We start from the raw sequence: 15368 nt of genomic DNA, 5'->3' as shown, positions 1-15368 counted from the left end.
TGTTCGGCACGGAGGTTTTTGCATATCCGCGACGAGGCAGGAGGCCGGCCGTGAACCAGGGACCGGCAGCGAAAATCCCGGACTGGCGGCAGGTGCTTGCCGCGCTTGCCGGGGCGGACGCGCGCAGAATCTATGCCCAGATCGTGCTGGCTGCGCCGCCGGAGGAGGTCGGTGCCGGTCTGTCCGGCGCCCGCCGGGACCGGGCGGCCGCGGTCCTGTTGGCCGCCGGGCTGGTGGAACGCGCCGACGGGGGCCGCCTGGTGGCATCCCAGACGGTTTTCCGCGAGGTGCTTGCCCGGCAGACCATGGGCCGGCCCACCGGCGGTATCGGCCGGTTTCTGCATGCCGGGCGGATCGAGCGGTACCCGGCGAACCCGGCCGAACGCCGTGAACTGCTGGCCTGGATCGTCAGCCAGATGGTGCAGCCAGGCGAAGAGTTGACCGAGAAGCAGATCAACGAACGGCTCCTTCAGTACACCGATGACGTTCCGATGCTGCGCCGCTACCTGGTGGACTTCGGGCTGCTGGCGCGGACCCGGTCCGGCTCCGTGTATTCCCGCCCCGCCGCGCACCATACCGCCACGTCCGCTGACAAGGCACAATGATAGTTTGGAACCGGACATCGGAGCAGTCCCCAACCATCGATGGAGGCAGAGGCCATGAATCGTCTTGACAGTGCCGCTCCCGCCCGGATCGCGCCGCGGTCCTCAGTGGCGGACATGGTCACGCTGGCCGCGCGGCTGGCGCCGCGCCAGCTCAATGACGAACTGTCACTGGCCGGCATCGAGCTCAAGCGCAAGGGTGCGCAGGTCGGCGTCGCAGCCGGGCTGCTCGGCGGGGCGCTGGTCCTGCTTGCCTTTATGGTGATCTCGTTGCTGGTGGCCGCCATCATGGGCCTGGGCGTTGTGGTTGAGCCCTGGCTGGCCGCCTTGATCTTTGCCGCCGTCTTCCTGGTGCTGGGGGCCATCCTGGGCCTCATCGGGGGTCTCCGGGCCAAGAAGACCATGCCGCTGATGCCTGAAGAGGCCTGGCGCGGAATCAGGTGGGACCTGGGCGTGCTGAGCGAGGGCCACAGCTTCGATCCGGCAACGTTGGACGCCAAGCCTGCCAAGCAGGAAAAGGCCGAACCGGCCCAACCCGAAGCACCGAAGGAGCCGGGGCCCTCGCACGCGGAATTGCTGGCGCGCACGGCCGAGCGCCGCGAGCATCTGGCCCAGCTGCGGGACAGCCTGGACCGGAAGCTGGATGTCAAGCAGCAGACGGACAAGATCAGGGTCGAGGCCAAGCGCGCTGCGGACTCGGCGCAGCAGGCGGCGGTATCCGGCTTTACCCGGATCGCGGACCAAGGCAGCGCCACGGTATCCACGGTTGCCCCCGTGCTGCAGGAGCGCTGGAAGCCGCTGGCCGTCCTCGGCGCCTCGCTGACGGCTGTTGCCGTACTTGTAGGCCGGCTGCTGAAGAAGTGATCTCTGCCCCGGGGCCAGCCGGCACCGGGCCTGGGCCCGGGGGCGGAGCCCGGACATGCCGGTGCTTCCGGCTCAGAGCCGCCCGGCAACGATTTCCATGGAGGGGGGACACAGCCAGATGAGGTTCATCGGTGCGGGCACGCGGAGCGGATTCAACTACCGGGAACGCCGCACCTTCTGGACAGTGCCGAACCTCATTACAGTGGCTAGGTTCCTGCTCGTGCCGGTCTTCGTGGGCTACCTCGGGGAGAGCCAGTATGCGGCAGCGACCGCCGTGCTGGTGATCCTGGGCTGTACCGACTGGGTGGACGGCTACATTGCCAGGCGGTTCGACCAGGTTTCCACCGTCGGCCGCTGGCTGGATCCGCTGGCGGACCGGCTGGCCTTGATCATTGTTGCGGTCTCGTTCGTCGTGTACGGGCTGGCACCGCTGTGGTTGCTGCTGTGCATCGTCATCCCGGATGCCATCCTGCTGGTGTATGCACTGGTCCTGTTCCACGGCAGCCCGGACCTTCCGGTGACGAACGTGGGCAAGGTGCGCACGGCGCTGCTGCTGATCGGGACTCCGTTGCTGCTGCTGGAGCGTGCGCTGGGCCCGGAGTTCTGGTGGGTGGGCATGCTGGCCTACGTTTTCCTCATTCTCGGCTGTGCCGGCCACCTGCTGGCCTGGTGGGGGTACATGGGGGCGGCGACCCGCAAGTACGGGCAGCTCCACCGCGGCCAACTCGACGGTGGACGGCCGCATGCCTAGCGGGCCGGAGGCCGGCAGAAGAGCCGGGACCAGATGGTCTGGATAGCTGTCGCCGCGGCCCTGCTCGGAGCGTTTTTCCTGGCCGTGGGCACCCAGCGGCAGGCCAGTGCCGTCCAGGCCAGCACCGGCGGACTGCAGCTCAGCCCGAACGGGCTGCTGCGCATGGCCCGCAACCCACGCTGGGTGCTGGGCCTGACGCTGCAGGGCATTGGGATGGCGCTGAACGTTTTCGCACTGCTCACCGCACCGCTGACCGTGGTGCAGCCAATCGGGGCGATCGCACTGGTCATCACCACCATCGTGAATTCCAAGGACCAAGGCATCCGGCTGAACCGGATGACGGTGGTCGCCGTCAGCGCCTGTGTGGCCGGCAGTGCGGCCTTTGTCCTGCTGGCCGTCACCGTGACGGCACACACTCAGACCGTGGCGGCCGAGGATGAACTGGCGGTGGTACTGCTGCTGGCGGTCGTGGTGGCGGTCTTCCTGACCCTGGAACTGCTGTTCCGGCACCGGCTCAGTGCCTTCGCCTACATCCTGGGCGCCGGCATGCTCTTCGGTTTCGTCGCCGTGCTGGTGCGGATCATCGGCCTGCATCTGTTCAACACCAATGGGCAATTCATCGCCAATGTGCCCATCTACACCATGGTGGCGATTGTCGCGGCTGCCGGCCTCGGATCCTGGTTTGTGCAAAGCGCCTACTCCAGCGGGCCCCCGGACCTGGTGATCGCCGGGCTGACCGTCATCGATCCGCTGGTGGGCATCGGCATCGGCATCTTCATATTAGGTGAGCTGCAACCCAATGTGCAGCCGGCAGCCGCAATTGCCATGATTGGTGCAGGTTTGGTTGCTATTGTGGGGGTCATTGCCCTCTCCCGGCACCATCCGGACGTCCTGCAGAAGCAGGAGGAGGCCCGCCGGAGGGCTCAGGCTGCCGGCAAGTAACATCAGAGCGAATCCTAGGTGCGCACACAACAGATGAACAGCATGGCCAATACCGAACAAGGAGTCCTCTCCCGCGTCGACCAGACCCATGGCACGCGGCCGCTGAAGATTCTGATTGCGGCAGATACCTATCCGCCGGACGTCAATGGGGCGGCGGTGTTCGGCTTCCGGTTGGCCAGCGCGATGACCAAGCGCGGCCATGAGGTGCACATCCTTGCCACCCGTCCGGATCGGGGACCCAGCTGGTCCGAGAAGCGCGAGGAAGCGACCGTCCACCGGCTGCGTTCGCATTCGGTGCCCACGCACGAGACCTGGCGGATCTGCCTGCCGTGGGAAATCAAGCGTGACATCAGGCGGACCTTCGACGAGGTCCAGCCGGACGTGGTCCACATCCAGTGCCATTACATGATCGGCCAGGCGACTATCGCCGAGGCGACGCGCCGGGGGATCCGGACCATCGCCACCAACCACTTCATGCCGGAAAACCTGGAGCCCTTCCTGCCGTTCCCGCAGTGGTTCCTGGATATCGTGGCCCGGAATTCCTGGCGCGACATGGGCAAGATCATGGGCAAGGCGGCAGTGGTCACCACGCCAACGCCGCTGGCCGCCAAGGCCATGCGGGATCATGCCCGGCTGGACAAGGTGCTGCCGCTGTCCAACGGCATCGATACGGCCCACTACGAATTGGCACCGGGCGAGGTGGTGGACAGGCCCGAGCATCCCACCGTGCTGTTCGTGGGACGGCTGGCCCAGGAAAAGCACGTGGATGTGCTCATCGACGCCGTCGGCCGGACCGATCCTGCCCTGAACGTCCATCTGGAGATTATCGGCGGCGGGGAGGTCCGGCCGGCGCTGGAGGCAAAGACCGCCGAACTGGGACTGCAGGACCGGGTGCATTTTGCCGGCCATGTGGACGACGACGCGCTGCGCCAGGCCTACCTGCGGGCCACGGTCTTCTGCCAGCCGGGAACGGCCGAACTGCAGTCGCTGGTGTCGCTGGAAGCCATGTCTGCCAGCAAGCCGGTGCTGCTGGCCAATGCCATGGCGCTGCCGCACCTGGTGCAGGACGGTGTCAACGGCTATCTGTTTACGCCGCGGGACCCCTTCGACCTGGCAGCCAAGCTTGAACTGATCCTGCGCCGCGCGCCGGATCAGATCGAGGCGATGGGCGCGGCCAGCCACGCGATGGTGGTCAAACACGCCATCGACAAGACGATGGACACGTTCGAGCGCCTCTACCGCGGCGGGACGGCGGAGGACTACCTGGCTTAGGTCCGGCCGGCCCGGCGCGGGACGTGAAGGTGCGCCACCCGGGCACGGGCGGCCGCCCGGCGGCCGGTGCCCGCGTGCATGGTGCGCACCCGGTAGAAAAAGCAATTAGTATGGCTTAGTCGCGGTGTTCCGCAGCCCGGCCGGACTGTCCGGCGGCAGGGTGCGGTAGCGCGGCCAAGGGGCGGTAGCTCAGCCGGTCAGAGCAGAGGACTCATAATCCTTTGGTCGTGGGTTCAAGCCCCACCCGCCCTACCAGAGTTGACAGTGCGCCGGTGCCGCCCGGTGCTGCTGCAGGGGTACCGTCAGCCCGCCGGCGGCCGAGGCAGCAGGACCGACGGGCGCAGGTCGGTGACGAACTGCAGCGGATTGACGTATTGGCTGCCGCGTCTGACGCCCCAGTGGATGCAAGGGCCGGCGCAATGCCCCCGCCCCGACAGCTGTCCGACAGGATCCCCACGCGCCACAGCGTCCCCCTTCCGCAGAGCCGACGCCACTGGCTCGAAGCTACTGCGCAGCCCGTCGCCGTGGTCGATGGTGACGACGGGCCGGTCCACGACCCAGCCGGCGAAGCTGACGGTGCCGGCGGCCGGAGCCACGACGGTTGCGGCCGGGACGGCGGCCAGATCCACACCCCGGTGCCCGCTGAGCCACGGCTGCTGCGGCGGCCGGAAGGGTGCCAGGATCCGGGGGAGCGGCTGCAGCGGCCAGTCCCAGACTGGTGCATAGCCGCCCGCCGTGGTGCCGTCCCAGGGCCGTGCTGCAGCGGCGGGAGGGGACAGTGCAGCCGCCGGTGCGGCGATAATGCCCAGGCAGGCCAGCAGAAGTGCCGCCAAGGCGGCGTGGGCGGGCCGAAAATTTCGCATGGCCCGATTCTGTCCGTGCCCGGCCCGGCAGCGGTACTCCGCGGTGTCCCCATGTGGACGGGCGGCAGCCTGCGCCTCTTGTGCAGGAGCGGTGTCCGGGGCAGCGTGCCGCGGACGATGCCGGGCAGGGGTGTAGTACACTGGTGCCAGCAGTTTTGCGCCTTCATGACCCATGTTCCGGCCCGGTATCTTGCCGTGCCGTGCGGGGTTCTGGGCCGGAGCTGACTACGCGTGTCTGAATCCCGGCGGCCGCCCATGGTGGCAGCGGGTGTGTCCAGGCGGTCCGGCAAGTCCGGTCCGGGCACAGTGTGGCTGGCAACAGCCGCTAAGTTCAGGCGCCAGGAGCCTCGCCCGCCGGGCGATCCGCTATCAACCGTCTACAGGCAGATGTCCCGCGGCGCCGAAACTGCGCCCGCTCTGCCGGAAGGAGTGACGACATGCCCGTCGTTACCATGCGCCAGCTGCTCGACAGCGGCGTCCACTTTGGCCACCAGACCCGCCGCTGGAACCCGAAGATGAAGCGCTTCATCTTCACCGAGCGCAACGGCATCTACATCATCGACCTGCAGCAGTCGCTGTCCTACATCGACCGCGCCTTCGAGTTCGTCAAGGCCACCGTGGCCCACGGCGGCACCGTGCTTTTCGTCGGTACCAAGAAGCAGGCCCAGGAAGCCATCGCGGAGCAGGCCACCCGCGTCGGCCAGCCGTACGTCAACCAGCGCTGGCTCGGCGGCATGCTGACCAACTTCGCCACCGTCTCCAAGCGCATCCAGCGCCTGAAGGAGCTCGAGGAGATCAACTTCGAGGACGTGGCCAGCTCCGGTCGCACCAAGAAGGAACTCCTGCTCCTGCAGCGTGAGAAGACCAAGCTGGAAACCACCCTCGGCGGTATCCGCAACCTGGCCAAGACCCCGTCCCTGATCTGGGTTGTGGACACCAAGAAGGAACACCTCGCCGTCGACGAGGCCAAGAAGCTTGGCATCCCGGTGGTCGCCATCCTCGACACCAACTGCGATCCGGACGAGGTCGACTTCCCGATCCCGGGTAACGACGACGCGATCCGCTCCGTCAACCTGCTCACCCGCGTGGTCGCCGACGCCGTTGCCGAGGGTCTGATCGCCCGCAACAACCGCGCCGCCGGCAACACCGAGGCCCCGGCCGAGCCGCTGGCCGAGTGGGAGCGCGAGCTGCTCGAAGGTGCCGCCGAGGCGCCGGCTGCCGAGACCCCCGCCGCCGAGGCGCCGGCTGCCGAGGCCCCCGCCGCCGAAGCTCCGGAGCAGACCGAAGCCGAAACCGACAAGTAATTCCATACTTCCCCTGCCGTGGCGGACCCTGCGGGCCGACCCGCGGACGTCCATCCGGCGGGGCATCTGCTGGCACGGCTGGCCGGGTTCCGGCCAGCCGTTCCGGTGGAACCACCTAACTGCTTATTACGGGAGGACTGGAGTCCAAATGGCGAACTACACCGCTGCTGATATCAAGGCCCTGCGCGAGCGCACGGGCGCGGGCATGATGGATGTGAAGAAGGCTCTCGACGAGGCCAACGGCGACGCCGACAAGGCCATGGAGCTCATCCGGATCAAGGGCCTGAAGGGTGCGACCAAGCGCGAGGGCCGCTCCACCGCCGAGGGCCTGGTGGCCGCCAAGGTCGTGGACGGCACGGTCGGCGTTATGGTCGAGGTCAACTGCGAGACCGACTTCGTGGCCAAGAACGACAAGTTCATCGCCCTGGCAGACAAGGTTCTCGAGGTTGCCGTCTCCTCCGGCGCTGCCGATCTGGAGACCCTGCTGGCTGCCGATGTCGAGGGTAAGAAGCTCGCCGACTTCGTGGTCGAGGAGGGCGCCGTGCTGGGCGAGAAGGTCGTCGTCCGCCGCGTTGCCCGCGTCGAGGGCAAGACCGTCGATGCCTACCTGCACAAGACCTCCAAGGACCTGCCGGCCCAGGTCGGCGTGCTGTTCGCCGTCGACGGCAACGGTGACGGTGCCGCCGAGGCCGCCCACGACGTTGCGGTCCACACCGCCGCCTACGCACCGACCTACCTGACCCGCGAGGAAATCCCGGCCGAGACGGTGGAGAACGAGCGCCGCATCGCCGACGAGACCGCCCGCGCCGAAGGCAAGCCCGAGGCTGCCCTGCCGAAGATCGTCGAGGGCCGCCTGACCGGCTTCTTCAAGGAGATCGTGCTGCTGGACCAGCCGTTCGCCAAGGATCCGAAGCAGACCGTCGGCAAGGTGCTCGAAACCGCCGGTGTGAAGGCCTCCGGTTTCGCGCGCTTCCGCGTCGGGGCCTGAAGTCCATACGTAGTTGAGTGACGGAACCGGCAGCGGTTCCGGAAGGAGGGGGTGGCCACCACTGGTGGCCACCCCTTTTTCCTGCCCTGATGTGCGCTGACGCACCCAGCCGTCCGCGGAACCGGCGTTGCGCGGGCCAACTCCCTCTATCCTTGACCTGATACCGATTCCACGCCCGGGAGGCACCATGGAAACCCAGAACGAGATCGACCGCACCGCAGCCGGCATTGCACCCAAGCGCCGCCGGGTCCTGCTCAAGCTATCCGGCGAAGTCTTCGGTGGCGGCAAGCTTGGCGTCGACCCGGACACGGTCCGTGGTGTCGCCAAGCAGATCGCCGCGACCGTCGGCCAGGTCGAGGTGGCGATCGTGGTGGGCGGGGGCAACTTCTTCCGCGGCGCCGAACTGTCCGCCTCCGGCATGGACCGCTCCCGCGCGGACTACATGGGCATGCTCGGCACGGTCATGAACTGCCTGGCCCTGCAGGACTTCCTCGAGCAGGCCGGCGTCGACACCCGGGTCCAGAGCGCGATCACCATGGGCCAGGTCGCCGAGGCCTACATTCCGCGCCGTGCCATCCGCCACATGGAGAAGGGCCGGGTGGTGATTTTCGGCGCCGGGGCCGGGCTGCCCTACTTCTCCACGGACACCGTCGCCGCCCAGCGCGCGCTGGAAGTCCACGCCGACGTCGTGCTGGCCGCCAAGAACGGGGTGGACGGAGTCTACACCGCGGACCCGAAGAAGGACCCGTCGGCCCAGAAGCTGGACGCCCTCACCTACGACGAGGCGCTGCGCCGCAACATCCGGGTCATGGACCAGACCGCCTTCAGCCTGTGCAAGGACAACAAGCTGGCCATGGTCGTCTTCGGCATGGAGGGCGAAGGCAACGTCACCCGGGCCATCCTGGGCGAAAAGATCGGCACCTACGTCTCGGCCTGAGCCCCAGCCGGGTGGCCGCACGCCAAGGGCGGGCCGGCCGGGTCCCGCAAGGGAGCGTCCAGGGGCCCCGTGCGCGAAGCGTGCGGGGCAGGCCGCGGACGGGGCGGCGCAGCCGACACGAAAGGGACTGGCCCACCCGCTAGGATGGATAGCAGAGCCCGCCAGCCCGCTGCGCGGCCGGCAGTACAGTGTGCAGAACCGTCTAAGGAGACACCGTGATCGAAGAAACCTTGCATGAGGCCGCCGAGAAGATGGACAAGGCGGTGGAGGTGGCCAAGGAGGACTTCGCCACCATCCGGACCGGCCGAGCCAACCCGGCGCTGTTTTCCAAGGTCACCGTGAACTACTACGGCACGCCGACGCCGCTGCAGCAGCTGGCATCGTTCCAGAACCCGGAAGCCCGCACCCTGCTGATCACCCCCTACGACAAGAGCGCGCTGAACGACATCGAGAAGGCGCTGCGCGAGTCCGACATCGGCGCGAACCCCGCCAACGACGGCAACGTGATCCGCGTGGTCCTGCCGGAGCTGACCGAGGAACGCCGCAAGGAGTATGTCAAGGTGGTCCGCAGCAAGGCCGAGGACGCCCGGGTCTCCGTCCGGAACATCCGCCGGAAGGCCATGGACAGCATCGGCAAGCTGGTCAAGGACGGCGAGATCGGCGAGGACGAGGGCGCGCGGGCCGAGAAGGACCTGGACGCCAGGACGAAGGCCCACACCGACAATATCGACGAGCTGCTCAAGCGTAAGGAAGCGGAGCTTCTCGAGGTCTGATGAGCGAGGACCAGCCTTCGACACAGGCTGGCGGACGGCACACCGCCGGCCCCGGCTCGCTGCCTTCCGAGGCAGTCCGCCGGGCCCGGCGCCGCACCACCCGGCCGTCCCGGGCAGGGCGCGACCTGCCCGCGGCGATCGGGGTGGGGCTGGCCATGCTGGCCATCGTCCTGGTTGGCCTGTTCGTGATGCCCTCCGCCTTTGTCGCGGTGGTTGCCGCCTTCTCGGTGGTGGGGACATGGGAAGTCTCCCGTGCCTTGGCCGTCAAGGGTATCCACATCCCGATGCCCCCGCTGTTTGCCGGGGCGGCGGCCATGCCGTTCGCGGCCTTCTACGGCGGGCCCGAGGCACTGTGCTTCACCCTCGTGGCCACCGGCCTGGCGCTGCTGATCTACACCTGCCTGGAATCCCCCCGGGACGCCGGGCGCCGGGCCATGGGCGGGGTCTTCGTCCTGTCCTGGGTGCCGTTGTTCATCAGCTGCGCTCTGCTGCTGCTGAGCGAACCCGACGGCGCGCTCAAGGTTGCCACCATGCTGCTGCTGGTGGTGGCCAATGACACGTTCGGCTATCTGGTCGGTGCGTTGTTCGGCAAGCACCCGATGGCGCCGAAGATCAGTCCCAAGAAGTCCTGGGAGGGCTTTGCCGGGTCCGTGGGCGGCGCGATCATGGTGGGCGTGCTCTGTTCCGTGCTCATCCTGCACCTGCAGTGGTGGTTCGGGCTGGTACTGGCCATTGCCACGGTGGCTGCCTCGACTGCCGGGGACCTGGCCGAATCCATGGTCAAGCGGGAACTGGGCATCAAGGACATGAGCAACCTGCTGCCCGGGCACGGCGGTGTCATGGACCGGTTGGATTCAATCACCTTCGCCGCGCCCGTGGGTTACCTGCTGGCAGTGCTGCTGGCTCCCGGTGCTGGCTGACCCTCGTGCCGTACCGCCGTTCCGGACGCACGCCGCGGTACAACTTAAAGCATTCAATTGATACCAGAGCAAGAAGGACCCGCAGAAGCAATGGCACATTCCACCACCCGCGCCGGCCGTGGCACCGGCCCGTTTGACCGTGTGAGCCGGCGCGAACAGGGCTACAACATGCGCCAGGTGGACCAGTTCCTGGACCGGGCCCGCCAATACTACGATGGCTGGGATCCGTCGCTGCCCCCGGTTACCAGCCACGATGTGCGCACCGTGTCGTTCGACCCGGCGCGCGGGGGCTACGATCCGCGCGCCGTCGACTCCGCCCTGGACCGGCTCGAGGACGCCTTTGCCCAGCGTGAGCGCGACGAGCTGATCGCGCAGGAGGGGGAGGAGGCCTGGCTGACCAGGATCGGCAGGCTGTCGTCAGTGCTGCGGGCCCGGCTGCACCGCGCACCCGGCGACCGTTTCCGCCGGCCCAGCCACCGCAACGCCAGCAGCTACAACGTCCAGGACGTGGATGCGCTTTGCGGCGAACTGCTGAACTATTTCGAACAGGACCAGCCGCTGAGCGTGGACGTGGTCCGGCGGGCGGTGTTCCGTGAGGCCAAGGGCAGCGAAGGCTACGAGGAGAACCAGGTCGATGCCTTCCTGGAGCGCGTCGTGGAGCTGATGGCCACCATCGAGTAGCGACCCTCCCGGACGCCTCCTCAGCTCCGTTCCGGCGCGTGCAGGCGCGCCATCATGCGGGACGCGGAGGCCGGCCGCCGGTCCGCCGTCGCGCGCGAGACGACGATGGTGGTCAGGAATGCCGCCGGCACGCTCCACGCGGCGGGTGCCTCGAGCAGTTCGCGGAACGGCCCCAGCGCCCCGCCCAGGGTGGCTGCCAGCAGGATTGCGCCGCCACAGAGGGCCGCCCCGGTCAGCATCCCGGCAATCGCGCCCGCGGCGGTGAGGCCCCGCCACCAAATGCCCAGCAGCAGCAACGGGCAGATGGTCGAGGCGGTAAACGCGAAGACGGTCCCGACGGTGCCGGCCAGGGCCAGGGATTCGGTCGACAGGGCCACTGCCAGCGGCACCAGCGCCGAGAGGACCGCCGCCCAGCGGAATCCGCTGACGCTGCCCCGGAACAGGTCCTGGCTGACCACGCCCGCCAACGAGACCACCAGCCCGGAGGTGGTGGAGAGGAAGGCGGCGAAGGCCCCGGCGGTGACCAGTGCGGTGAGCAGGTCCCCGGACGCGCCGCCGATGAGCCGGCCCGGCAGCAGCAGGACCGTGGCATCGGCCTGCCCCGCGGCGGCCAAATCCGGCGTATAGACCCGTCCGAGTACCCCGTACACGGTGGGGAACAGGTAGAACACCGAGAGCAGCCCGAGCACGATCAGCGTGGTCCGGCGCGCGGCCGGTCCGTTCGGATTGGTATAGAAGCGCACCAGCACATGCGGCAGGCCGAGCGTGCCGAAGAGCAACGCGACCAGCAGGGAAATCGTCGGGTACACCGGCCCGCCGCCGTCGGCCTGGAAAGCCGCGCCGCCGTCGGTGATGGGACGCGAACCGGCGCCCAGCAGCAGGAGGATAAAGAACAGCGGCACGGCCAGGGCGGTGAGCTTGAGCCAGAACTGGAAGGCCTGCACAAAGGTGATAGAGCGCATCCCGCCGGTGACCACCGAACAGAGCACCACCAGGACGACGACGGCGGCGCCCGCCCAGCCGGGCAGGCCGGTGGTGATCCGCACGGTCAGCGCCGCCCCGTGCAACTGCGGCACGATGTAGAGCCAGCCGACCACGACCACCACCGCGCTGGTCACCAGCCGCGCCGGCCGGGAGTCCAGCCGCGCGGCGGCGAAATCGGGGATGGTGTAGGCGCCCGAGCGGCGCAGCGGGGCGGCGACGAACAGCAGCAGCATCAGGTAGCCGGCGGTGTAGCCGATCGGGAACCACAGCCCCTGCAGCCCGGTGACCAGGATCAGCCCGGCGACGCCCAGGAAGCTGGCGGCGGACAGGTACTCGCCGCCGATGGCCGAAGCATTCCACCACGGCGGAACGGTCCGGGAGGCCACGTAGAAGTCGCCGGTGGTGCGCGAGATACGCAGGCCGTAGACACCGATCAGCAGCGTCGCGGTGCAGACCGCGGCCAGCGCCGCGAATCCGGCGGCAGGATTCATCCTTCGGACTCGCTGACCAGGTCGCGGAACCTGCGTTCGTTCCGGGCCGCGGCCCGCAGGTACAGGCCGGCGCAGCCGAGCACCACCGGGTAGATGCCCAGCCCCAGCAGCAGCCAGGGCAGCGGGACCGTCCACAGGGCCACGCCGTTGCCGGGCAGCAGCAGCACCAGCAGCAGCACACCGAGCACGACCGCGCCGAAACCGCCGGCCACCACCAGGGCCAGCCGCAGCTGGGAGCGGATCAGCGAGCGGATGAACAGCTCGCCCACCTCGGACTGCTCGTCCAGTTCGCGCGACACGCTGAAGCGCGCGGGCGAATAGCCGGTCCCGGACCGGGGCCCGGTCACCCGCACCCGCTGCGGGCCTGGCGCCGGCGGATCTGCCGGCGCCCAGCCGGGCGTGAGCGGCTCCTGGTTCATCGGCCGGGCCTGACCCGGGTGGCTTCGAGCTTGTCCCGCACTCCCGGCAGGTGGCGCCGGCTGACCGGCAGTTCGGCCCCGTTGACCATCACGCTGGCCCGGCCCGCGCCGAGGCGGACCTGCTCGATGTGGTCCATCGACACCAGGTAGGAGCGGTGGATGCGCAGGTAGCCGGCCTGCGCCCACTGCCGCTCCAGGTCGTTGAGCGGGACGCGGACCAGATAGCTGGACTCGGCGGTATGCAGCCGGGCATAGTCGCCCTGGGCCTGGACGTACCGGATGTCGTCGCGCCGGATCATCCTGGTCACCCCGCCCTGGTCCACGCTGATCACCTCGGGTTTCGCCGTTTCGCCCGAGTCTGCGCGGTCCTGGATCAGCTCGCAGATCCGGCGCACCGATTCGGCCAGCCGCTCGGCGCGTACCGGCTTGAGCAGGTAGTCCACGGCCGCCAGCTCGAAGGCCTGCACCGCCTTGTCCTCGTCCGCGGTGACGAAGACGACGGCGGGCGGGCGGCTGAAGCGCGAAATCACCTGGGCAATGTCCAGGCCGGAGAGCGAGGGCATGTGGATGTCCAGGAAGAGGGCGTCGATCTCGTGGCTCTGCAGCGCCCGCAGCGCCTCGGCGCCCGATCCGGCCCGGTAGATGCTGCCGATCCGCCCGTCGCGGCCGAGCAGATAGGCCAGGGCTTCCACCGCAGGCAGTTCATCATCGACGACGAGCACGTTGACCATGGGTGACAGTGTATTAGCTGGGGAACGTAACCGCTCGGGTGCGGTGCTGCCGGGGGTGGTCAGTCCACCCGGTTTTCCGGCTGGAATTTCGGGATGCGCAGCGTGATCAAGGTGCCGGCGCCGGGGGCGGTGTCGATCACCAGGCCGTGCTCGTCGCCGTAGACCTGGCGCAGCCGCACATCGACGTTGCGCAGTCCCACGTGGTCTCCGGCGGCTTGGCCGGCCAGCACCGTGCGCAGATGCTCCGGATCCATGCCGACGCCGTCGTCCTCCACGGTCACCAGCGCGTAGGCGCCGTCGTCCCGGGCGGTGATGCTGATCCGGCCGGGGCCCTCCTTGGCCTCGATGCCGTGCCGCACGGCGTTCTCGACCAGCGGCTGCAGGGAGAGGAACGGGATCACCGTGCTGAGCACCTCGGGCCCGATCTGCAGGCTCACCGCCAGCCGGTCCCCGAACCGGGCGCGCTCGAGCAGCAGGTACCTGTCAATGGACTTCAGTTCCTCCGCCAGCGTGGTGAAGTCCCCGTGACGGCGGAAGGAGTACCGGGTGAAATCGGCGAATTCGATCACCAGTTCGCGGGCACGGACCGGGTCGGTGAGGATGTAGGAGGCGATGGCGTTGAGCGAGTTGTAGATGAAATGCGGGCTGATCTGGGCCCGCAGGGCGCGCACCTCGGCCTCCATCAGCTGCGCCCGGGACGAGTCCAGCTCGGCCAGTTCGACCTGGGTCGCCACCCAGCCGGCCACCTCGGTGGCGGCCCGCACCAGTGGGGCGCCGACCTGCCCGGTATAGGTGCCGACCGTCCCCACCAGCTTCCCTCGGACCCGGATGGGAGCGAACACGGCCTCGCGCAGCCGGCCTCCGGCGTCGAAAGCCGCTCCGGACAATTGCTTTCCGCGGAAAACCTGGGTCCGGCCGGTGGCCAGCGTCCTGCGTGCCAGCTGCAGCGCCTGTTCCTGCCGGGCCGGTTCCGGCGCGGTGGCACCGTCCCAGGCCAGGACGCCGTCTTCGCCGGTGAGCACCAGCACTTCGGTGCCCAGCAGCCCGCGCAGGTAGCGGCCGGCCTTGCCCGCACCGGCCGGCGTGAGCCCGGCCCGCAGGTGCGGGGCTGCCAGCGCGGCGGTGTGCAGGGTGGCGTAGGTGGCACGTTCGGCTTCGGAGCCCAGGTCCCGGTGCGAGCGCGAGAGCCGGAGGCCCAGCACGGCGATGCCGGCGACGACGGCGGCAGCCAGGACCGTGAGGATGGCGGCGTCGACGCCCGGACTGAACATGCCACCCACGATAGCGCGCGTGTTGCCGCCGTCGTGCAGCCTGCCGTTGGGCGCATAAAGCGGCCGCTCACCGCAGCCGGAGGGCTGCTGGCCGATCCGTCCGGTCCACCTGGTTCCGCGCCCCGGCCACCGCATAGCACAGTGATGCACATCACAAGATCCTTCGTCCTAGGAGTGAAGATGGGCACCACCCCCACCCCGGACGCCGGCCAGGCCGGCCCGGCTGCAGCCCTTGGGGCTGTGGACTTCGAAGAAGTCCAGCAGCGACCCCGGTTCCGCGAGCTGCGCCGGCGCCATCGGAGCTTTGTCTTCCCGATGGCCGCCGCCTTCCTGCTCTGGTACTTCCTGTACGTGCTGCTGGCGGATTACGCACACGAGTTCATGTCCACCAAGGTCGTCGGCAATATCAACCTCGGCCTGATCCTCGGCCTGCTGCAGTTCGTGACGACGTTCGCGATCACCATGTGGTACGTCAGCTACGCCAACCGGAAGCTGGACCCGATCGCCGCCGAGCTGCGTTCGGAACTCGAAGCCGGCGCCGTTCCCACCGAGACCGGAGGAAGCAAGTGAACGTT

General features: G+C 68.6%; 17 protein-coding genes and 1 tRNA gene. 13 read left to right on the top strand and 5 right to left on the bottom strand.

Annotated features, from left to right (window positions below; genetic code table 11):
• Positions 1-50 precede the first annotated feature (50 nt).
• The 6 genes from LVY72_RS24515 to LVY72_RS00650 all read left to right on the top strand — a co-directional run bounded on the left by LVY72_RS24515 (position 51) and on the right by LVY72_RS00650 (position 4686).
• Complete coding sequence (locus tag LVY72_RS24515) at positions 51-605, top strand: DUF2087 domain-containing protein (RefSeq protein ID WP_237817525.1); 555 nt, start codon at positions 51-53, stop codon at positions 603-605.
• A 54-nt stretch (positions 606-659) separates the two neighbouring features.
• Entirely contained in the window at positions 660-1466 is an 807-nt protein-coding gene (locus LVY72_RS00670; protein WP_237817524.1) for a phage holin family protein, read from the top strand.
• Between the two features lie 118 nt (positions 1467-1584).
• Positions 1585-2217, top strand: a complete 633-nt coding sequence (locus LVY72_RS00665; protein ID WP_237817523.1) for a CDP-alcohol phosphatidyltransferase family protein — start codon at positions 1585-1587, stop codon at positions 2215-2217.
• 33 nt (positions 2218-2250) lie between these two features.
• Positions 2251-3159, top strand: a complete 909-nt coding sequence (locus LVY72_RS00660; RefSeq protein ID WP_237817522.1) for a DMT family transporter — start codon at positions 2251-2253, stop codon at positions 3157-3159.
• Positions 3160-3201: 42 nt separating this feature from the next.
• Positions 3202-4431, top strand: coding sequence for a glycosyltransferase (locus LVY72_RS00655; protein WP_237817521.1), 1230 nt, complete (start codon positions 3202-3204; stop codon positions 4429-4431).
• Positions 4432-4609: 178 nt separating this feature from the next.
• Positions 4610-4686: transfer RNA gene (locus LVY72_RS00650), tRNA-Ile, on the top strand.
• Between the two features lie 47 nt (positions 4687-4733).
• Here the strand turns inward: LVY72_RS00650 and LVY72_RS00645 are convergent.
• Entirely contained in the window at positions 4734-5294 is a 561-nt protein-coding gene (locus LVY72_RS00645; protein WP_237817520.1) for a M23 family metallopeptidase, read from the bottom strand.
• A gap of 437 nt (positions 5295-5731) precedes the next feature.
• Between LVY72_RS00645 and rpsB the strand changes: the two genes are divergently transcribed.
• The 6 genes from rpsB to LVY72_RS00615 all read left to right on the top strand — a co-directional run bounded on the left by rpsB (position 5732) and on the right by LVY72_RS00615 (position 10897).
• Positions 5732-6598 carry a 30S ribosomal protein S2 gene (gene rpsB / locus LVY72_RS00640; RefSeq protein WP_237817519.1) on the top strand — a complete coding sequence of 289 codons (867 nt, stop codon included), beginning with the start codon at positions 5732-5734 and terminating at the stop codon, positions 6596-6598.
• 148 nt (positions 6599-6746) lie between these two features.
• Positions 6747-7586: a translation elongation factor Ts gene (tsf, locus tag LVY72_RS00635; RefSeq protein WP_237817518.1), complete on the top strand. Its 840-nt coding sequence runs from the start codon at positions 6747-6749 to the stop codon at positions 7584-7586.
• A 187-nt stretch (positions 7587-7773) separates the two neighbouring features.
• Entirely contained in the window at positions 7774-8523 is a 750-nt protein-coding gene (gene pyrH / locus LVY72_RS00630; protein WP_237817517.1) for a UMP kinase, read from the top strand.
• Between the two features lie 215 nt (positions 8524-8738).
• A complete protein-coding gene (gene frr / locus LVY72_RS00625; protein ID WP_237817516.1) occupies positions 8739-9296 on the top strand; it encodes a ribosome recycling factor in 558 nt (185 codons plus the stop codon).
• Positions 9296-10216, top strand: a complete 921-nt coding sequence (locus LVY72_RS00620) for a phosphatidate cytidylyltransferase (RefSeq protein ID WP_237817515.1) — start codon at positions 9296-9298, stop codon at positions 10214-10216. Before frr ends, LVY72_RS00620 begins: the two co-directional genes overlap by 1 nt.
• Positions 10217-10306: 90 nt before the next feature.
• Positions 10307-10897 carry a DivIVA domain-containing protein gene (locus LVY72_RS00615; RefSeq protein ID WP_237817514.1) on the top strand — a complete coding sequence of 197 codons (591 nt, stop codon included), beginning with the start codon at positions 10307-10309 and terminating at the stop codon, positions 10895-10897.
• 20 nt (positions 10898-10917) lie between these two features.
• Here the strand turns inward: LVY72_RS00615 and LVY72_RS00610 are convergent, their stop codons facing one another.
• From LVY72_RS00610 to LVY72_RS00595, 4 genes are read right to left on the bottom strand one after another with little or no spacing between them, the layout of a single operon-like run.
• Positions 10918-12372, bottom strand: a complete 1455-nt coding sequence (locus tag LVY72_RS00610; RefSeq protein ID WP_237817513.1) for a sodium/solute symporter — start codon at positions 12370-12372, stop codon at positions 10918-10920.
• On the bottom strand, positions 12369-12791 hold the full coding sequence (locus LVY72_RS00605) for a hypothetical protein (protein WP_237817512.1): 423 nt from the start codon (positions 12789-12791) through the stop codon (positions 12369-12371). The genes LVY72_RS00610 and LVY72_RS00605 overlap by 4 nt, the downstream gene beginning before the upstream one ends.
• A complete protein-coding gene (locus tag LVY72_RS00600; RefSeq protein ID WP_237817511.1) occupies positions 12788-13522 on the bottom strand; it encodes a LytR/AlgR family response regulator transcription factor in 735 nt (244 codons plus the stop codon). Before LVY72_RS00600 ends, LVY72_RS00605 begins: the two co-directional genes overlap by 4 nt.
• 59 nt (positions 13523-13581) lie before the next feature.
• Complete coding sequence (locus LVY72_RS00595; protein WP_237817510.1) at positions 13582-14793, bottom strand: sensor histidine kinase; 1212 nt, start codon at positions 14791-14793, stop codon at positions 13582-13584.
• 180 nt (positions 14794-14973) lie between these two features.
• On the opposite strand from LVY72_RS00595, the gene LVY72_RS00590 reads away from it, so the two are divergent.
• Entirely contained in the window at positions 14974-15363 is a 390-nt protein-coding gene (locus LVY72_RS00590) for a DUF485 domain-containing protein (RefSeq protein WP_237817509.1), read from the top strand.
• Positions 15364-15368: the final 5 nt, after the last annotated feature.

This window comes from Arthrobacter hankyongi (assembly GCF_022012395.1).
Classification (GTDB): Bacteria; Actinomycetota; Actinomycetes; order Actinomycetales; family Micrococcaceae; genus Crystallibacter; species Crystallibacter hankyongi.
Note: the sequence above shows the minus strand (reverse complement) of the source record. Positions and strands in the feature narration are given on the sequence as shown.